Genomic DNA, 17,634 nt, shown 5'->3' with positions numbered 1-17,634 from the left:
GTTAAAACACAATCCTCAGCCGATCAAGCTGCTGATATCATTCCATGTTGCAAAAACCATCAGACCCAGAATCATTACCATACCAATACGGAACGCCACTTCCTGCGCGCCGGCGCCAAGCGGCCTGCCACGGATGGCCTCGATGGCGTAAAATACCAGATGCCCGCCGTCCAGAACCGGGACAGGCATCAGGTTCAGAAGTCCGATCGATACTGAAAGAACGGCAGCGAGCTGGATGACAGCAGAAATGCCGAGCGTCGCCATCTGTCCGGAGGCCTGCGCCACACGCACTGGGCCACCCAACTGATCGGCGTTCATGCGACCGGTCACGAGATTGCCGATATAGTTGAAAGTGCCGGTGATGACGTGGCCCGTTTCGCGCACGCCCTCAGCCACTGCCTCGGACGGCGAATATTCGATGTGGCGGAAATTACCGCTCGTCTGGTCGGTGACGATGCCGATAATGCCCATTTCCAGCTTGTTGCCGAACTGGTCTGTGGTCTCGGTACGGGTCGGAACCATGGGCAGCTTGAGTTCCTCGCCTGCCCTTTCGACGGTTACCGTAATCGGTGTGCCCGGCCGGATGCCGACATAACGGCGGACGTCCTCGAAGGTCATCACTTTTTCACCATCGATCGCAACCAGCCGGTCGCCGGGCTTTACGCCGGCTGCTGCGGCGGCGCTGTTTTCACGCACCTCGGCCACGACGGGATCAGCGATCATCCGGCCGTAAATGCCGAAAAGCACCGCAAAAATGAGAATTGCGAGAATGAAATTGGCGATCGGGCCGGCAGCAACCGTGGCCGCCCTTTTCCACAGCTTTGCGCCGGAAAGCGTCTGCGCCCTCTCCTCCAGCGACATCTGCGTCAGGCCGGAACTATCCGGCTTGCTCGCCGCATCTTCGTCGCCGAAGAACTTGACATAGCCGCCGAGCGGAATTGCCGAAAGCTTCCATCGCGTGCCGCGCTTGTCGGTGAAACCGATCAGTTCCGGGCCGAAGCCGATGGAGAATGCGGTGGAGCGGATGCCGCACCAGCGGCCGACAAGGTAATGCCCCATTTCATGGACAAAAACGAGCAGGGAAAGCACCAGGATGAATGGCACGATATAGCCGGTCAGAAAACCCGTCGCCGCCATTATTGTGTTCATGACAATCTGCCCTTTATGTCGTGACCTTCGCGCCGCCTAGAAACCCGGCAACAGACCGCCGCCCGATCCGGGCACGTCTCCGGTTGCCGCCGCATGCACGAAAGCTATGAGGAATACCGTAAAGCAGGCGAAAACAAGACCGTCAACACGGTCCATGAAGCCGCCATGGCCCGGAATGAGATGGCTGGAATCCTTGACCTGGAAACGACGTTTCACGAAGGATTCGAAGAGATCGCCGATCTGGCTGAACACCGAAAGGACAAGCGCGAGCCCCAGCACCAGCAGGCTGATCCTGCCGTGATAGGCCATGGAGACCGCAGCGCCGCCAATCACCGCCGCCACAGCACCACCAATAGCGCCGGACCAGGTCTTGCCGGGCGAAATCGACGGCGCAAGTTTCGGCCCGCCAATGGCGCGTCCAACGAAATAGGCCAGGATATCCGTCGACCAGACGACGGCAAAAATGAACAGGATGGAAGCGAACCCGGCCAGTTCGTCACCGCGGATGGCAGCCAGCGATATGCCGCTCAGTCCCGCGTAAAAAATGCCGCCCACCAGCCACCAGTTCTTGCCGCGCAAAACCGGAAACAGTGCCGCAGTCAGCGTGAAGCCGGATAAAAGCGGCAGATCGAGCGAGGATTCGCCGAAGATCGTATTGCCAGCGATGACGGCAACCGCAAACCAGCCCCAGGCATTGCCGGTCGAGTTGGTCTCCGACATCCGGGTAATTGTCGACCACTCGTAATAGATGAGGATCGCCAGAAGACCGGCAACGATGCGGAACAGAATGCCGCCATACCAGGTCGCGGCCAGAATGACTGCGGCCATGACGATTGCGGACACAATCCGCAGTCTGAGTTCACGGCTCATCAGGCGCCTGCCACGGCAACCTGCTCGGCCAGAGCACCGAAGCGGCGGTCACGCGTTGCATATTGCTCAATTGCGGAGAAGAACCGCTGGCGGTCGAAGTCGGGCCAATATTCCGGCACGAACAGGAACTCGGAATAGGCAGCCTGCCAGAGCAGGAAGTTCGACAGGCGCTCCTCGCCGCTGGTACGGATGATGAGATCCGGATCCGGCATTCCCGATGTATCGAGCCTCGTCGAAATCATCTCAGGCGTAATGGCGTCAGCGCTGAGCCGGCCTTCGGCGACATCACGGGCGATGGACGCTGTCGCGCGGGCAATCTCGTCACGGCTGCCGTAATTAAAGGCGATCACCAGCGTCAGCTTGGTATTACCAGCCGTCATCTGCTCCGCCTCTTCGAGGAGAGAGCGTATATCGGTCTTCAGCCCCTGCCGATCGCCGATGATCCGCACGCGGACATTTTCGCGATGCAGTTCCGCAAGGTCGCGACGGATGAAGGCCTTCAGAAGGCCCATCAGATCGCTCACCTCGGATTCCGGTCTGCGCCAGTTTTCGGAGGAGAAAGCGAACAGCGTGAGATAGCTAATACCGCAGTCGCCTGCCGCACGCACAGTCTCGCGCACGGCCTCAACCCCACGGCGATGCCCCATCACGCGCGGAAGTCCGCGCTGCTTTGCCCAGCGGCCATTGCCATCCATGATGATGGCGACGTGCTCGGGTATGGAGGAACGTGTCGTCGTCGGCATATCGATCCAGTAGCAGGAAGCGCGGAATTAAAACGAATAAAATACAGGTCTATCGCAAGCGATACTAGACCTGCATGATTTCCTTTTCCTTCTCGGCAAGCAAGCGGTCAATTTCCGAAATCGTGTCGTCGGTCATTTTCTGCACTTTTTCCGACTGTCCACGGCTTTCGTCCTGACCGATATCGCCGTCTTTTTCGGCTTTTTTCAGACCATCCATGCCGTCCCGGCGCACATGGCGAATCGCCACTTTTGCTTTTTCGGAATATTCGTGGGCCACCTTGACGAGCGATTTGCGGCGCTCTTCGTTGAGTTCAGGCAGCGGAATTCTGAGGTTCTGGCCGTCCACGATCGGGTTGAGGCCGAGATTGGATTCGCGGATCGCGCGGTCGACGGCATTGACCATCGACTTGTCCCAGATGTTGACGCCGAGCATGCGCGGCTCCGGAACGGTGATGTTCGCAACCTGGTTGAGCGGAACACGCGAGCCATAGGCATCGATGGTCACCGGGTCGAGAATATTGGCCGAAGCGCGGCCGGTACGCAGCGATGCGATATCGCTCTTGAAGGCGTTGATGGCACCATCCATGCGGCGCTTGATATCGTTGAGGTCAATACCACTCATCTTGATACTCCATCTCTATCGGCCGTGCCGGCCGGGATTCGCCCGGGGGCGACGTCGTTTTTTGATTATTTGTCGTGCACGATGGTCTTGCGACCACCGCCGGTCAATATCTGCGCGAAACCGCCCTTCTCATGGATCGAGAAAACGATGATCGGGATGTGGTTTTCGCGAGCGAGAGCAACAGCTGCGATATCCATCACCGCCAGCCCCTTGCCGAGTACTTCGCTATGCGTCAGCTCGTCGAAACGGGTGGCTGTCGGATCCTTCTTCGGGTCGGCGGAATAGATACCGTCCACCTGGGTGCCCTTGAAGATCGCCTCGGCACCCATTTCTGCGGCGCGCAGTGCGGCGGCAGAATCGGTGGTGAAGAACGGGTTGCCCGTGCCGCCGGCAAAAATCACCACGCGACCCTGGGCCAGATGGTGAAGGGCAGCGCGCTGCGAGAAGCTCTCACAGATTTCAGGCATCGCGATTGCCGAAAGCACGACCGTGTCGATGCTGAGCTTGCGCAGCGAGGTTGCCAGCGCCAGCGCGTTGATGACGGTCGCCAGCATGCCCATATGGTCGCCGGTGACGCGGTCGCCGCCCTTGGACGCCACGGCGACGCCGCGGAAAATATTGCCGCCGCCGACGACGACGCCGACTTCAACGCCCATCGCCCTCGCCTCGGCAATATCGGAGGCGATACGGTCGGCCACCGCCACATCGATACCGAAACCCTGGTCGCCCATGAGGGCTTCACCGGAAGCCTTGAGAAGAACACGTTTGTAGATCGGCTTGGAAGACATCATGACTCCTCGGAAATGTAACCGAAACGCGGATACACGAAGGGCACCGCGTTGTCACGCGATGCCCTCCCGTTTTCCCAAGATTGGGTAAATATAATCAGCCCTTGGCGACGGCTGCGACTTCTGCCGCAAAATCGCTTTCTTCCTTCTCGACGCCTTCGCCGAGCAGCAGGCGAACCATGCCCGTCACTTCGATGGAAGCGCCGGCTTCCTTTTCGGCTGCCTTGACGGCATCGCCGACGGTCAGGTCGGGGTTGATAACGAAAGCCTGCGACAGAAGGGCGACTTCTTCGAAGAACTTGCGCATGCGGCCATCAACCATCTTTTCGATGATGGCTTCCGGCTTGCCGGATTCGCGGGCCTGTTCGATGAAGACGTTGCGTTCGCGCTCGGCGACGGCAGCATCAACTTCTTCAGCGCGGATAGCGAGCGGGTTGGTTGCAGCAATGTGCATGGCAACCTGACGGCCGATGGAGTTCAGAACGGCCTTGTCGCCTTCCGACTTCAGGGCAACGAGAACGCCGAGCTTGCCGATGCCGTCACCGGCAGCGTTGTGGACATAGGTCGCAACAACACCGTGCGGCACTTCGAGTGCAGCCGAGCGGCGCAGCGTCATGTTTTCGCCGATGGTGGCAATCGCGTCCTTGATGCTGTCGGCAACAGACTTGCCGGTTGCCGGATAGGTGGCAGCGGAAACAGCGTCAACGCTGCCGTCGGTTGTCAGGGCAACCTGCGCGATACCGCGGATGAGGTCCTGGAACGCGTCGTTACGGGCAACGAAGTCGGTTTCGGAGTTCAGCTCAACGACAACAGCCTTGTGACCCATGGTGGCAACGCCGATCAGACCTTCGGCAGCCGTGCGGCCGGACTTCTTGTCGGCCTTTGCGATGCCCTTGGCGCGCAGCCAGTCGATTGCCGCTTCCATGTCGCCATTGGTTTCAGCAAGAGCCTTCTTGCAGTCCATCATGCCTGCGCCAGACTTCTCGCGCAGTTCCTTCACCATTGCGGCTGTGATTTCGGTCATTGTTTGCCTCTTATCGGTTCGATCGGTCAGCCGGCGGAATTTGCCGTGCCGAAGTTCTGGGTGATGACTGTACCCGGCCGCACACCCTTTGAAACCCGGAGGTTCCGGGATGGGGCATGCGCATTCCCAAGTGCTGCGGCGTCGCCATACATCGAAATGATGGGTGCCGCTCTAGTGTGACAGCGTTATGAAGACTGCCTGCCGTTCCAACCACATCGGACGCCTACGGTTTTAAAAAAACACATGGCGGAGCGGTTAGAAACGAACAAGGCCGTCAACCCATTGAAGGTCTTTGACGGCCTTGTCATATCCTGGTCGAGGAGACGGCGATTAAGAAATCACCGCCAGACAGGGCCTAAATCAGGCGCCAGCCTCGTCTTCGAGAGCGGGCTCGATCGGAGCTTCTTCAGAAGCGCCGATGTCGCGGCCGGAAGCGCCCTGCTGACGTGCGATACCGTCGATGGCAGCGCGGGCGATCAGGTCGCAATAAAGCGAGATGGCGCGCGAGGCATCGTCGTTACCGGGGATCGGATAGTCGATGTGATCCGGGTCGCAGTTGCTGTCGATGATCGCAACGACCGGAATGCCAAGACGCTTGGCTTCTTCGATCGCGATCTTTTCCTTGTTGGTGTCGATGATGAACATCAGGTCAGGAACGCCGCCCATATCGCGGATACCGCCGAGAGCCTTTTCAAGCTTTTCGCGTTCGCGCTCAAGCGTCAGACGCTCTTTCTTGGAATAGCCGGAGCCTTCCGAGTTGAGGATTTCGTCAACCTTGCGCAGACGCTGGATCGAGTTCGAAATCGTCTTCCAGTTGGTCATCATGCCGCCGAGCCAGCGGGAGTTGACGTAGTACTGGGCCGAACGCTTTGCGCTGTCGGCAATGATTTCCGACGCCTGGCGCTTGGTGCCAACGAACAGAACGCGGCCGCCACGGGCAACGGTGTCGGACACGACCTGAAGGGCGCGCGACAGCATCGGAACGGTCTGAGCCAGGTCGATGATGTGGATATTGTTACGGTCGCCGAAGATGTACGGCTTCATCTTCGGGTTCCAGCGATGCGTCTGGTGGCCGAAGTGAACACCAGCTTCGAGAAGCTGACGCATAGAAAAATCGGGCAATGCCATGCCTTGTTACTCCTTTTCCGGTTTAACCCCCGCGAAGCGAACAGCACCGATTTTCATCGATACCACCGGGCGGAACGGACCGGATTTCTCCCGGAACATCCCAAGCTTCGCGTGTGGAATGGTGAGCCGCATACAGTCGCCCGCATGAAAATGCAAGCATTTATGCGAAAAAACCGCAAGAACGGCCCGCGTTTCAGCGAACCGGTTTGTTTTCGCAGGTTTCGGGCTTGAGAATATCAAGCTTCGCAAGCTTTCCCGTCAGGACGAAATCGCCGTAATCCATCGTCAGATCGCGGGTGATTCCGTTTTCGTAAAGCTTGAACGACATGCGGTAGATCGGCAGGGCGTCGGTGCCGGTCTTGTCGTTGTAGTAGGCGATGGTCACCGGCCAGAATGCCGCCTTGGCGAATTCTCCAGCCTTACCGGCGTCGGCATCGCCATCCTTCGGCATCTGCGACTTGCCGACCAGTGTGGACGTGATCAGGCTTTCATCACCATCGTCCGAACCGTCGAAAATGCGCGATTCGAAAATGCGTTTTCCCTGTTTCGCATGCTCGATGACCTGGAACATGTGCTGCGTCGGGAATTCGCTGGCGACGAGACTGACCTGTCGGGCATCCGGGCGGGTCAGATCGACCTTCACGCCATCGGTGCCGTCGATTGCAGCCCCCTGCACTTCCTTGTCCAGCTTGTCATCGGTGTAGGACTTGGTCTCGAAGGTGAATTTCTTGGCAGCGAGGTCCTCGAAGGTCTTGGTCTGCTGGTCGGTCATGCGAACCGCATCGCCGGTGTTGATCTGCGTCACGAAGCGGAAATCCGTCTTGTAACCCTGACAGGCCGAGCCGGTGAATTCATAAACCATGCGGCCGGTCATGCCCTCGATGCCGGAACGATCAGACGCATCCTTGAGCTCGAGATCGTAAACGGCGCGATGGGCAACGAGATCCGGAACAGCGATGGGCAAGGCATTGGCAGCGTTTGACAGGCCGGTCATAAGCCCTGTTGCGGCAACGAAACCAAGCGTCCTGACAAACATGCAATATCTCCTGTTGGACTCGCTGCTCATATTGTACAAGCAACCGCCCGGCTTTTGGATCAACATCTTCTGAATGCCGGATTCTTGAAGGATTTACAACAAAACCGGAGACGAAAATGTCTGACGTCATCGAAGGCCGCCTCAAGGAACTTGGCTTTACGCTTCCTGTCGCCGCAGCACCAGCCGCAAACTACGTTCCGTTCACCATCAGCGGCAATCTTCTTTATGTATCAGGTCAACTGCCGATGGAATCGGGCAAGATTGCGGTGACGGGCCTTGTCGGCCGCGATGTCGACGTTGCAAGCGCCCAGCGCGCGGCCGAATTATGCGCCGTCAACATTCTCGCACAGGTCAAGGCCGCTTTGAATGGCGACCTCTCGAAAATCCGCCGCGTCATCAAGCTGAATGGCTTCGTTGCCTCCGTTCCGGAGTTCGTGGAGCAGCATCTCGTCATCAACGGCGCTTCCAATCTCATTGCCACAGTTCTCGGTGAGCCCGGCAAACATGCCCGTGCCGCCGTCGGCATGGCGTCCCTGCCCTTCAACGCATCAGTCGAAATCGACGCCATCGTGGAAATCGACGTATGACGCTCAAGCTTTCCTGGCTGACGGCGCAACCCGTCGCCCATCGCGGTTATCATGATCTCAACAAGGCGGTCTGGGAAAACACGATTTCCGCCTTTTCCCGCGCCATTGAGGCCGGTTTCGCCATCGAATGCGACGTGCAGCTGGCCGCCGACAGCGTGCCGGTGGTTTTCCACGACCACGATCTGGAAAGGCTGACCGGCATCAAGGGCGATGTGCGTGAACGCACGTCGGCGGAACTGGCGATGCTCTCCGTTGGGCAGACCAAGGACCGCGTCCCCACCCTCAAGCAGCTTCTGACGCTCTGCGCCGGCAAGGCGCCGCTCGTCATCGAGCTGAAAGGCCGTGAAGGCGAAGGGGTCGACGATGGTTTTGCCGAAGCGGTGCTGGAAGACCTCGAGGGTTATAAGGGCCATGTGGCGTTGATGAGCTTCGATCATCATCTGCTGAAGGACCTGAAGGCTGCGGGCTCGCCCTGGCCGATCGGGCTGACGGCGGAAGGCGACAAGCCGGAAGACTTCTTCAGGCATGACGAAGCGATGCAGCTGGGACTCGATTTCATCTCCTATCATTGGGGGCATCTGCCCAACAGCTTCATAGAAGCGCAAAGAAAACTCGGGCTTCCGGTGATTACCTGGACGGTAAGGGATGAAAATGCGCGCGCGACTACCTATAAATATGCGGACCAGATGACATTCGAAGGTTTCGACCCGAGAGAGAACCCATCCGCCACGGCATGACAGAAGATTATTCCATACGCGTTGCGCAATCCTTCACGGATATCGATCCGGAAAGCTGGAACCAGCTTTCCGGAGTTTCACGCAACATATTAGGAAAATACTACAACCCCTTTATTTCCCACGCGTTTTTATCCTCCATGGAAGATTCCGGCTCGGCGACGGCAAAGACCGGCTGGCTTGGACATCACCTGCTGCTGGAAGATGCCGCGGGAACGCTTGTCGGCGCCGTGCCGGCCTATCTGAAAAACCACAGCCAGGGCGAATATGTTTTCGACCACGGCTGGGCGGACGCTTTTGAACGGGCCGGCGGCCATTATTACCCAAAGCTGCAATGTTCGGTTCCCTTCACGCCTGCAACCGGGCCGAGGCTGCTTGTTTCCGAAGCCCTGGATGCCACCCGCTTCAAGCCGCTTCTGGCCTCGGGTCTCGCGCAGGTGACGGAAAAGATCGGTGTGTCCTCCGCGCATGTCACGTTTCTGGAAGAGGACGATCTGTCCGCCGTGCTGCTGCGCGATTTCCTGCATCGGACCGACCAGCAGTTCCACTTCATCAATGACGGTTATCGCGACCACGATGATTTTCTCGACGCCCTCTCCTCGCGCAAGCGCAAGGGGCTGAAAAAGGAACGCCGCGCCGCGCTGGAACATGGCATCGAGATCGACTGGCTGACCGGAAGCGATCTGACCGAAGATATCTGGGACCAGTTCTTCGCCTTCTACATGGATACCGGCAGCCGCAAATGGGGCCGGCCCTATCTGACGCGGAAGTTCTACTCGCTGATCGGCGAACGCATGGCCGATGACGTGCTGCTGGTGATGGCGAAACGCGAGGGGCGCTACATTGCCGGGGCGATCAACTTCATCGGTTCGGATGCGCTTTATGGCCGCCACTGGGGCTGCATCGAGGATCATCCCTTCCTGCATTTCGAGGTCTGTTACCATCAGGCGATCGATTTCGCGCTGGCGAAGGGATTGAAACGGGTGGAAGCCGGTGCGCAAGGCGAACACAAGCTGGCGCGTGGTTATGTGCCGGTCACCACCCATTCGGCGCATTTCATCGCCCATACGGGCCTGCGCCGCGCCATTGCAGATTATCTTCAGCGCGAGCGCGAAGAAGTCGAGCATATCGGCGATTATCTTGATGAACACACGCCCTTCCGCAAGGGCGAAAGACAGGAACACGAACCGGACGCATAGTCCGCGACGAGGAGATCACCGATGACCAGCGCCTATGACGACAACAATATCTTCGCAAAAATCCTGCGCGGCGAAATTCCGAGCCACAAGCTCTACGAAGATGAGCATACGCTGGCCTTCATGGATGTGATGCCGCAGGCACCCGGCCATCTGCTCGTCGTTCCCAAGACCGGTTCGCGCAATCTACTCGATGCCGACCCCGAAGTGCTGGCAAGAACCATTGCCGTGGTGCAGAAACTCGCCGTAGCCGCCAAGGAAGCTTTCGATGCGGATGGCGTCTTCGTCGCGCAGTTCAACGAACCGGCGGCTGGCCAGACGGTGTTCCACCTGCATTTCCACGTCATTCCGCGCAAGGAAGGCGAGCCTCTGAAGCCGCATTCCGGTACCATGGCCGACGGCGAGGTGCTGAAGGCTCATGCGGAGAAGATAAGGGCGGCGCTCGCTTCGTGACGCTGGCTAAACACGCAACAATCCTCGGCCTTGTGCCGAGGATCTAACCACGTATCGTGAAATCAATCGGTTGCAGATGCTCGGGACAGGCCCGAGCATGACGGAGGATAGGTTTTCTGACCTATCACTCGACAGGACGGTAGGCATTCCGCTCCGGCCACGGCCAACCTTCCAGCACCGCCATATCAGGCCGGAATATTTCCACCTTCAGCGGATAACAGGCCGCCGTGTCGCTTGAATGCGTGGCGCTGCAATCACCGCCCGGGCAGGCGGAAAGCGCGCCGATAAGATCGATTTCCGCGAAAAACTCCAGATAGTCACCCGGCCGCACCGGGCTCGCCTTCATGAAATATTGGTGTGTATCGCGGGTGAAACCGGTGCACATGAAAACATTCAGCACATCATGAACATGCGGCTCGGCCTCTCGGAACGACAGGCCTTTGGCGGAGGCGAGCGCATTTATCAGGTTCGAATGGCAACAATGGTGATAATCGCCACCGCTCAGCAACTTGTTGGTATAGGGGTCGCAACGGGTGCCGATCACGTCATGCACACCGCCGCCATCCTCGTCGAAGCCATACCATGACAGCGTATCATGGGTGATGGTCGCCATCGGCCGCAGGGATGGCAAGTTGCTCCATAGCCGGTTGCCGACGGAAACATGGGTGGCGTGCAGTGCGCGTGTCTTACCGCTGAAAAAGCGCTCGTTCAGATCATGGGCGTTCCAGAGGTTCAAATCCCCCACCTGCGGGCCTTCGATGCTGACGATACGGAAAAAATGCCCTTTGGGTACAGTGAAGGTGCGGCCGTCACGCGGGGGCACGATGACCTCATCGATCTTCTCCATGCCGTTCTTTGCCTGCTCCAGGCGTGCGAGGTCCGGGGTCTCCAGCGTGCCGTTCGGATAAACGACGACGGGACTGATGGCGCGGCGCTCGGCGGCATCCACGGGTTCGGCAGCAGGCATGGTGGTCATGAAATCCTCGGAGAAAGACGTTATCGACCTGATAATTGCGCGATGGCCACCCCGCTGACAAGACAGGTTTTTCTTGCGCTCAGCCCAAGTGTCACTTACCCTCATCGATCATGACACTGCCACCACTCGCCACCCTTCGTGCTTTCGAATCCTCTGCCAGAAAGGCAAGTTTTGCCCTAGCCGCGCAGGAGCTTGGCATGACGGCGACCGCGGTAAGCCAGCATGTGCGCAATCTGGAAGCATGGCTTGGGGTCGCACTTTTCGAGCGCCACGCGCGCGGCGTCAGGCTTACCCCCGCCGGACAGGAATTTGGCAACACGGTTTCCGGCAGCCTGCGGCAGATCGCTTCCGGCGCGGAACGCATCCGCCGGGGTCACGACCGCATGACCGTGCGCCTTGCCAGCCTGCCTTCGGTGGTGGCGCATTTTCTCACGCCCCGGCTGCCCCGCTTCCGGGCCTTGCATCCCGACATACAGGTGTCGATCAGCTATTCCGGCGCGCAGCATACAAGCGCTTCCGATCTCACCATCGGGCACGGGATATCCTTCGGGGAAAATGCCGTGGCCCTGTTCAGCGCCGAAACACGCCCAACCTGTGCGCCCGGCTATATCGCCAATGCTGGTCCCTTCAATGACAAGGCCAGCCTGTTACGCGCGGAACTGCTGCATGATGATACCGAGACGGCATGGAGAGACTGGTTTGCGGTTGGTGACATGTCGCTACCTTACGGTGCAGGTCCGATTTTCGCGGATTTTAATCTGCTGGTTACAGCCTTGAAAGCGGGACAGGGTATCGGCCTCTGCCCGACGGCACTTCTTCGTAAAGAGATCGCCGAGGGCCAGTTGACAGTGCTTTTCGATAGGCCTGCTGACACGAACAAATATTACTGGCTCATCCGGCCGGAGGAAATGACCGCACCCGCGAAAATTCTGGCCGACTGGCTGGTTGCCGAAGCACGCAAGCCAAAATGACTATTCAGCCGCAACGACCTGAGCGGGAACGGTTGCCGCCGCGCCGATGCGCTCCCTCGCCGACAGCCGATCAAGCAATCGTCCAGAGGCGGCGCAGATGATGCCAAATGCGATGAGACCGCCGAAAACATCCGACAGATGATGTCCGCCCTGCACGAGAACGGCGGGCAGCATCAAGAGGTTCAGCGGCAGTATCACCACCATCGCCAGCCAGTGACGCGGCACGAACCAAACCGACATTGCCGCCATGAAGATATGGAACGACGGGAAGCCGATTAGACCCAGCACGTTTTTAGGAGAGAGATAGCTGACGCCTTCTACTGCGAGACGATTGAGTTCCTGACCGTAACCATTGTCGACCGCCAGAGGAATCGTCTGCGAAACCCACTGCGGCAGTTGCACATAGGCAGACGGTCCGAATGTCGGAAAGAATATCCAGAAGACAATGCTGGCAAAGGCGCCGAGCACACCTGTCAAAAGAAAGTGGTGGAGCTGCCGTTCCCTGCCGGTGAAGCCCAGCGTCAGGACAATCATTAGAAGCTGCAGCAACGATGTCGCATAAACGAAGAACAGTATTGTTCCGACCCACGGATGTGTCGCCGACCACACGACGACGCCTACCCAGCTGTAACCGAACGCAGCATCCACGCTGAAAAGCACATCATCGATCGCCGGAAAGGCGACCGGCAGGAACATGTAATTAAAAATCGAGGCGGCAAGCGTGAAGAGGATGAAAAGCCCTCCGGACGTCAGGGCCGCGGCGATGCGAAAATCGCGACCGCTTTTGCGATAGATTTGACCGAGGCTGAACACGCCGGCACCTGCCACCACGCACACAAGATATCCGGCATAATCGACAGGTATGCCCTTGTCGGCAATTAACATCGCATCAATAGCGAATAATATGGCGATGAAGCCAAGTACAAAGCGTTCTGCCGCGAATAGCCGCATGGAATTGCGCCCCTGTTCCATTCAGCGACAAATTAAGACAGCGCGCTTAATATTCGGATAAGGCTGGCATTAAAAACCGCGCAAAAAAAGCCCAGCGGCTAGAAGTGCAATTGGAACCGCCACACCGACGATGACGCGCTGGCCGGCAACCAGAAATGCGATGAAGCCGAGGGCGGCCGCGCCGATGCGCAGCCACATGGGTGACGCTTCCAGCGATCCGGTTGGAAAGACGATAAGCTTGGCGGTGACGGCCATGACCAGTGCGGTGGCAACCGCCCTCACCCAATAAAGTGCCTCGGAATCCTCTTTCAACCGGTTACCGGCGAGGACGCCGAGCCAGCGCCAGAGATCGGTCGCCAGCCAGCCGGCGATGGCAATGAACAGATAGGGCGCCCACCAGTTTTCGGTCATCATGGCTCGCCCTTCGGTGAGACGGGTTTGATCCCGCGGCGAAAGACGAAGCGGTCGATCACATAGGCCAAAGTGCCGCCACCGATACCGGCATAGAGAATATCGAATTCCGGCGCGACCACCGCAAAGGCTGGTCCGGCAATCACGCCGATGACGAAGGCGACTTTGACGACGGAATGGCGGGCCGAAGCCCAGATGGATGCGATGAAATAGACCGGCGTCAGAAAGAACAGCACACCCGCAACGAGCGGCGGAAACGCAGCGACCACGCCGTAACACAGGCCAACGATGATGGCATTGACGACGGTGAGCGTGATGCCGAAACCGGCGAACCAGGCGGCGCGTGCTTCACGCGGCACCTTGGAAAGATTTTGCGTGGCAAAGACCCAGGCAGTAATCGCGACGAAATGCGAGAGAAACAGCAATATCCATGTCGGCGTCTTCGCACCGCGCATTTCCGGAACGATGGAGGCGACCATCGGCATCATCCGCACCGAAGACAGCGTGACCGCCAGAAAACAGGCGGCAAGGTTGGCGCCGCCGACCATGGAGCCGATCAGGATCATCTTCGCCGGCAAGGCCCAGATGACAAGCGTCATGAACACCGCTTCGCCGCGCGCCACCCCGGATTCCAGCGCAAAGGCGCTGAAACCGACAAAAGATGTCATGAGAATGAGCGAGGGTAGCGAGAAAATGCCCCGCATTCCCCGGAAGAACCAGCCGCTGAGGGGGATGACGTCGCTTTCGGCAGTCTGCATTTGAATTCCATCAGGAACGGACAGGCATGAAAATGCCGGGCTCTCGCCCGGCATTGTCTATCGGTCAAAGAGCTGGATTACTTTTTCTTCGGTACTTTCGGCACCGTATTGGTCTTGCGGCGCGGCTTGTCCTCATCAGACTTGTCGGCCTCGGCCACCAGAATCTCAGCCTCATCGGCAGTCTTTGCCGCCTTGGAAGCCGTTTTCGCTTTGGCCTTCGGCTTGCCCGGCGATTTCGCCGCCTTCAACTCGGCTTCCGGCTGCGGCTTCACGGGGGCGGTCTCCGGCAGAACCTCGAGTATCAGACCGTCGGAGCCGTCATCCTTCTTGCCGACGGTGACGCTGACGACGCCACCCTTCTTGAGCTTGCCAAAGAGGATTTCATTGGCAAGCGGCTTCTTGATGTGTTCCTGAATCACGCGCGACAGCGGGCGGGCACCCATCTTTTCGTCGTAACCCTTTTCCGCCAGCCAGGAGATCGCGTCCTCATGCAGGTCGAAGGTGACGTTGCGTTCGGAGAGCTGGGTTTCCAGCTGCATGACGAACTTCTGCACGACCTTGTGGATAACGGCTGTGGGCAGCGGCGAGAACGGAATGATCGCATCCAGACGGTTGCGGAATTCCGGCGTGAACAGGCGGTTGATCGCCTCTTCATCCTCACCCGTGCGCCGCGAAGAACCGAAACCGATGGCCGATTTCGCCATTTCGGACGCACCCGCATTGGTCGTCATGATCAGGATGACGTTGCGGAAGTCGATCTTCTTGCCGTTGTGGTCGGTCAGCGAGCCGTGGTCCATCACCTGCAACAGGATGTTGTAGATATCCGGATGGGCCTTCTCGATTTCGTCCAGCAGCACCACGGAATGCGGATGCTGGTCGACGCCATCGGTCAGGAGACCGCCCTGATCGAAGCCGACATAACCGGGAGGTGCGCCGAGCAGGCGCGACACGGTATGGCGCTCCATATATTCCGACATGTCGAAGCGCAGCATCTCGACGCCGAGCGAGGCGGCAAGCTGCTTGGCCACTTCCGTCTTGCCCACGCCCGTCGGGCCGGAGAAGACATAGGAGCCGATCGGCTTGTTCGGTTCGCGCAGGCCCGCACGCGCCAGTTTGATGGCGGTCGCCAGTGCCTCGATGGCGATGTCCTGACCATAAACGACCGAGCGCAGTTCCTTTTCAAGATTGGCGAGAACCATCTCGTCATCCTTGGAAACCGTCTTCGGCGGAATGCGGGCCATCGTCGCGATGGTGGCCTCGATTTCCCGTTCGGTAATCAGCTTGCGGCGTTTGGAGGCAGGCAGCAGCATCTGTGCGGCACCGGTCTCGTCGATCACGTCGATCGCCTTGTCCGGCAGCTTGCGGTCGGAAATATAGCGTGCCGACAATTCGACGGCGGCCTTGATCGCCTCGTTGGAATATCTCAGGTGATGATAATCCTCAAAATAAGGCTTCAGACCCTTCATGATCGCGATCGCATCATCGATCGACGGCTCGTTGACATCGATCTTCTGGAAACGACGCACGAGTGCACGGTCCTTTTCGAAGAACTGGCGATATTCCTTGTAGGTGGTCGAACCGATGCAGCGGATAGCCCCCGATGACAGCGCAGGCTTCAGCAGGTTCGATGCATCCATCGCGCCGCCGGACGTGGCGCCGGCACCGATGACGGTGTGGATTTCATCGATGAACAGCACCGCGCCCGGAAACTCCTCGAGTTCCTTGACGACCTGCTTCAGACGCTCTTCGAAATCACCTCGATAACGGGTTCCGGCAAGCAGTGTGCCCATGTCGAGCGAGAAGATGGTATCATTGGCGAGCGCCTCCGGGACCTTGCCTTCGACGATACGCTTGGCCAGGCCTTCGGCAATCGCCGTCTTGCCCACGCCCGGATCACCCACATAAAGCGGGTTGTTCTTGGAGCGGCGGCAGAGAATCTGGATGGTGCGGTTGACCTCGTCGTGACGGCCGATCAACGGGTCGATCTTGCCGTTCCTCGCCTTGTCGTTGAGGTTGACGCAATAGGCCTTCAGCGCATCCTGCTGCTTCTTGGCAGACGATCCGTCTTCCTCGGGATTACCGCGGCTGGGCTTGCTTTCGCTTTCCGGCTCATCAGCGCCACGCGGCGCGCGCGTCTGCGACGTGCCCGGACGCTTGCCGATGCCGTGAGAGATGTAATTGACCGCATCGTAACGGGTCATTTCCTGTTCCTGCAGGAAATAGGCGGCATGGCTTTCGCGCTCGGCGAAAATGGCCACCAGCACGTTGGCGCCAGTCACGTCCTCGCGGCCGGACGACTGAACATGGATGACGGCGCGCTGGATGACGCGCTGGAAACCGGATGTAGGTTTGGAATCCTCGTCATAACCGGTGACGAGGTTGGTCAGTTCATTGTCGACGTAATCGCTGACGGTCTTGCGCAGTGCGTCGAGATCGACATTGCAGGCAGCCATAACGGCGGCGGCATCCGCGTCGTCGATCAGCGCCAGAAGCAGGTGTTCGAGCGTCGCATATTCGTGGTGACGCTCATTTGCAAAGGTCAGTGCCTGGTGCAGCGCCTTCTCGAGACTTGGGGAAAAAGTTGGCACGTTGCGATCCTCATTTCTTTTCCATGACGCACTGCAGCGGGTGCTGGTGCTGTCGGGCGAAATCCATGACCTGGCTTACTTTCGTCTCTGCGACCTCATATGTAAACACCCCGCATTCGCCCACGCCGTGCTGGTGCACGTGCAGCATGATGCGGGTTGCCGCCTCGCGATCCTTCTGGAAAAAACGCTCCAGAATATGGATGACGAATTCCATGGGAGTGTAGTCGTCATTCAGTAAAAGAACACGGTACAAATTCGGTCTTTTCGTTTTCGGCTTAACGCGGGTGATAACAGACGTTCCGCGGTTGGTGCCGCCGTCTTCCCCGTCGCCTTCGCCCTGCATGTAGATCGGCTTAGCGATCATCTTTCATCATTCTCCAAACTATTCTCAAACCGACAGCTGATTGCCAGAAGGGAGAACTTCGCCTCTCCATATCTAGGTCGTTAAGATGCGATTTTAAGCCCCTTGCGCAACGGTGCAATCACTATTGCGTTTGCGAAGAGGCAAACCTCGGGAAAAGTGAGGCTGTGAAGGCGGCATACGACGGACGAGCGGAACAAAGCGGCGGGAATGGCGCAACTCCGGCCGCATGCAGACCGGTTCCGCAGAGCGAATGACGCGGGCGAATCCGGTTCGCCGCCGCCAGCG

19 protein-coding genes are annotated in these 17,634 nt (G+C 58.6%); 5 read left to right on the top strand and 14 right to left on the bottom strand.

Annotation, left to right across the window (positions count from 1 at the left end):
* Positions 1–15 precede the first annotated feature (15 nt).
* The 8 genes from rseP to NYR50_RS05030 all read right to left on the bottom strand — a co-directional run bounded on the left by rseP (position 16) and on the right by NYR50_RS05030 (position 7,360).
* Entirely contained in the window at positions 16–1,137 is a 1,122-nt protein-coding gene (gene rseP, locus NYR50_RS05065; protein WP_418137256.1) for an RIP metalloprotease RseP, read from the bottom strand.
* Between the two features lie 48 nt (positions 1,138–1,185).
* Positions 1,186–2,019, bottom strand: coding sequence for a phosphatidate cytidylyltransferase (locus tag NYR50_RS05060; protein ID WP_174008323.1), 834 nt, complete (start codon positions 2,017–2,019; stop codon positions 1,186–1,188).
* Positions 2,019–2,762 (bottom strand): isoprenyl transferase, encoded by a 744-nt coding sequence (locus NYR50_RS05055; protein ID WP_006312542.1) that lies wholly within the window; start codon positions 2,760–2,762, stop codon positions 2,019–2,021. The genes NYR50_RS05060 and NYR50_RS05055 overlap by 1 nt, the downstream gene beginning before the upstream one ends.
* A 64-nt stretch (positions 2,763–2,826) precedes the next feature.
* Positions 2,827–3,384, bottom strand: coding sequence for a ribosome recycling factor (gene frr, locus NYR50_RS05050; protein WP_006312543.1), 558 nt, complete (start codon positions 3,382–3,384; stop codon positions 2,827–2,829).
* Positions 3,385–3,449: 65 nt separating this feature from the next.
* The gene (pyrH, locus tag NYR50_RS05045) at positions 3,450–4,172 is read right to left on the bottom strand and encodes a UMP kinase (protein WP_003502561.1); all 723 of its coding nucleotides are present in this window, start codon (positions 4,170–4,172) and stop codon (positions 3,450–3,452) included.
* Positions 4,173–4,269: 97 nt separating this feature from the next.
* Positions 4,270–5,196 (bottom strand): translation elongation factor Ts, encoded by a 927-nt coding sequence (gene tsf, locus NYR50_RS05040; RefSeq protein WP_418136962.1) that lies wholly within the window; start codon positions 5,194–5,196, stop codon positions 4,270–4,272.
* 360 nt (positions 5,197–5,556) lie between these two features.
* Positions 5,557–6,324, bottom strand: a complete 768-nt coding sequence (gene rpsB / locus NYR50_RS05035; RefSeq protein WP_006312546.1) for a 30S ribosomal protein S2 — start codon at positions 6,322–6,324, stop codon at positions 5,557–5,559.
* A gap of 193 nt (positions 6,325–6,517) precedes the next feature.
* Positions 6,518–7,360 (bottom strand): cell envelope integrity EipB family protein, encoded by an 843-nt coding sequence (locus NYR50_RS05030; protein ID WP_006312548.1) that lies wholly within the window; start codon positions 7,358–7,360, stop codon positions 6,518–6,520.
* A 116-nt stretch (positions 7,361–7,476) separates the two neighbouring features.
* On the opposite strand from NYR50_RS05030, the gene NYR50_RS05025 reads away from it, so the two are divergent.
* The 4 genes from NYR50_RS05025 to NYR50_RS05010 are packed head-to-tail and all read left to right on the top strand — an operon-like array spanning position 7,477 to position 10,330.
* On the top strand, positions 7,477–7,947 hold the full coding sequence (locus NYR50_RS05025) for a RidA family protein (RefSeq protein ID WP_418136961.1): 471 nt from the start codon (positions 7,477–7,479) through the stop codon (positions 7,945–7,947).
* Entirely contained in the window at positions 7,944–8,684 is a 741-nt protein-coding gene (locus tag NYR50_RS05020) for a glycerophosphodiester phosphodiesterase (RefSeq protein ID WP_418136960.1), read from the top strand. The genes NYR50_RS05025 and NYR50_RS05020 overlap by 4 nt, the downstream gene beginning before the upstream one ends.
* A complete protein-coding gene (locus tag NYR50_RS05015) occupies positions 8,681–9,880 on the top strand; it encodes a GNAT family N-acetyltransferase (RefSeq protein ID WP_418136959.1) in 1,200 nt (399 codons plus the stop codon). The genes NYR50_RS05020 and NYR50_RS05015 overlap by 4 nt, the downstream gene beginning before the upstream one ends.
* Before the next feature lie 21 nt (positions 9,881–9,901).
* A complete protein-coding gene (locus NYR50_RS05010; RefSeq protein ID WP_418136958.1) occupies positions 9,902–10,330 on the top strand; it encodes an HIT family protein in 429 nt (142 codons plus the stop codon).
* A 124-nt stretch (positions 10,331–10,454) separates the two neighbouring features.
* Here the strand turns inward: NYR50_RS05010 and NYR50_RS05005 are convergent, their stop codons facing one another.
* The gene (locus NYR50_RS05005; protein ID WP_418136957.1) at positions 10,455–11,306 is read right to left on the bottom strand and encodes an urea carboxylase-associated family protein; all 852 of its coding nucleotides are present in this window, start codon (positions 11,304–11,306) and stop codon (positions 10,455–10,457) included.
* A gap of 110 nt (positions 11,307–11,416) precedes the next feature.
* Between NYR50_RS05005 and NYR50_RS05000 the strand changes: the two genes are divergently transcribed.
* Positions 11,417–12,277, top strand: coding sequence for a LysR substrate-binding domain-containing protein (locus tag NYR50_RS05000; RefSeq protein WP_418136956.1), 861 nt, complete (start codon positions 11,417–11,419; stop codon positions 12,275–12,277).
* Here NYR50_RS05000 and NYR50_RS04995 read toward each other — a convergent pair whose 3' ends face one another.
* From NYR50_RS04995 to clpS, 5 genes are all read right to left on the bottom strand, one after another.
* Positions 12,278–13,228 (bottom strand): phosphatase PAP2 family protein, encoded by a 951-nt coding sequence (locus NYR50_RS04995; protein ID WP_418136955.1) that lies wholly within the window; start codon positions 13,226–13,228, stop codon positions 12,278–12,280. It abuts the gene before it with no gap.
* A gap of 69 nt (positions 13,229–13,297) precedes the next feature.
* Positions 13,298–13,642: an AzlD domain-containing protein gene (locus tag NYR50_RS04990; RefSeq protein WP_418136954.1), complete on the bottom strand. Its 345-nt coding sequence runs from the start codon at positions 13,640–13,642 to the stop codon at positions 13,298–13,300.
* Positions 13,639–14,397: an AzlC family ABC transporter permease gene (locus NYR50_RS04985; protein WP_418136953.1), complete on the bottom strand. Its 759-nt coding sequence runs from the start codon at positions 14,395–14,397 to the stop codon at positions 13,639–13,641. Before NYR50_RS04985 ends, NYR50_RS04990 begins: the two co-directional genes overlap by 4 nt.
* A gap of 77 nt (positions 14,398–14,474) precedes the next feature.
* Positions 14,475–16,985: an ATP-dependent Clp protease ATP-binding subunit ClpA gene (clpA, locus tag NYR50_RS04980; protein ID WP_418136952.1), complete on the bottom strand. Its 2,511-nt coding sequence runs from the start codon at positions 16,983–16,985 to the stop codon at positions 14,475–14,477.
* Positions 16,986–16,995: 10 nt separating this feature from the next.
* The gene (gene clpS / locus NYR50_RS04975) at positions 16,996–17,349 is read right to left on the bottom strand and encodes an ATP-dependent Clp protease adapter ClpS (RefSeq protein WP_006312564.1); all 354 of its coding nucleotides are present in this window, start codon (positions 17,347–17,349) and stop codon (positions 16,996–16,998) included.
* Positions 17,350–17,634: the final 285 nt, after the last annotated feature.

Source organism: Agrobacterium sp. El2ro-1b (assembly GCF_048298475.1).
Classification (GTDB): Bacteria; Pseudomonadota; Alphaproteobacteria; order Rhizobiales; family Rhizobiaceae; genus Agrobacterium; species Agrobacterium fabrum.
The sequence above is the reverse complement of the archived record's forward strand: the minus strand, read 5'-3'. Positions and strand labels throughout refer to the sequence as shown.

What these genes read in the sequence shown, in the direction of transcription:
- NYR50_RS04995 (WP_418136955.1), bottom strand. Translation starts at nt 13,228, where the DNA reads ATGCGGCTATTCGCGGCAGAACGCTTTGTACTTGGCTTCATCGCCATA.
- NYR50_RS05030 (WP_006312548.1), bottom strand. Translation starts at nt 7,360, where the DNA reads ATGTTTGTCAGGACGCTTGGTTTCGTTGCCGCAACAGGGCTTATGACC.
- NYR50_RS05005 (WP_418136957.1), bottom strand. Translation starts at nt 11,306, where the DNA reads ATGACCACCATGCCTGCTGCCGAACCCGTGGATGCCGCCGAGCGCCGC.
- NYR50_RS05025 (WP_418136961.1), top strand. Translation starts at nt 7,477, where the DNA reads ATGTCTGACGTCATCGAAGGCCGCCTCAAGGAACTTGGCTTTACGCTT.
- NYR50_RS05020 (WP_418136960.1), top strand. Translation starts at nt 7,944, where the DNA reads ATGACGCTCAAGCTTTCCTGGCTGACGGCGCAACCCGTCGCCCATCGC.
- NYR50_RS05055 (WP_006312542.1), bottom strand. Translation starts at nt 2,762, where the DNA reads ATGCCGACGACGACACGTTCCTCCATACCCGAGCACGTCGCCATCATC.
- NYR50_RS05060 (WP_174008323.1), bottom strand. Translation starts at nt 2,019, where the DNA reads ATGAGCCGTGAACTCAGACTGCGGATTGTGTCCGCAATCGTCATGGCC.
- NYR50_RS05000 (WP_418136956.1), top strand. Translation starts at nt 11,417, where the DNA reads ATGACACTGCCACCACTCGCCACCCTTCGTGCTTTCGAATCCTCTGCC.
- NYR50_RS04990 (WP_418136954.1), bottom strand. Translation starts at nt 13,642, where the DNA reads ATGATGACCGAAAACTGGTGGGCGCCCTATCTGTTCATTGCCATCGCC.
- rpsB (WP_006312546.1), bottom strand. Translation starts at nt 6,324, where the DNA reads ATGGCATTGCCCGATTTTTCTATGCGTCAGCTTCTCGAAGCTGGTGTT.
- NYR50_RS05010 (WP_418136958.1), top strand. Translation starts at nt 9,902, where the DNA reads ATGACCAGCGCCTATGACGACAACAATATCTTCGCAAAAATCCTGCGC.
- NYR50_RS04985 (WP_418136953.1), bottom strand. Translation starts at nt 14,397, where the DNA reads ATGCAGACTGCCGAAAGCGACGTCATCCCCCTCAGCGGCTGGTTCTTC.
- NYR50_RS05015 (WP_418136959.1), top strand. Translation starts at nt 8,681, where the DNA reads ATGACAGAAGATTATTCCATACGCGTTGCGCAATCCTTCACGGATATC.
- clpS (WP_006312564.1), bottom strand. Translation starts at nt 17,349, where the DNA reads ATGATCGCTAAGCCGATCTACATGCAGGGCGAAGGCGACGGGGAAGAC.
- frr (WP_006312543.1), bottom strand. Translation starts at nt 3,384, where the DNA reads ATGAGTGGTATTGACCTCAACGATATCAAGCGCCGCATGGATGGTGCC.
- rseP (WP_418137256.1), bottom strand. Translation starts at nt 1,137, where the DNA reads ATGGCGGCGACGGGTTTTCTGACCGGCTATATCGTGCCATTCATCCTG.
- pyrH (WP_003502561.1), bottom strand. Translation starts at nt 4,172, where the DNA reads ATGTCTTCCAAGCCGATCTACAAACGTGTTCTTCTCAAGGCTTCCGGT.
- tsf (WP_418136962.1), bottom strand. Translation starts at nt 5,196, where the DNA reads ATGACCGAAATCACAGCCGCAATGGTGAAGGAACTGCGCGAGAAGTCT.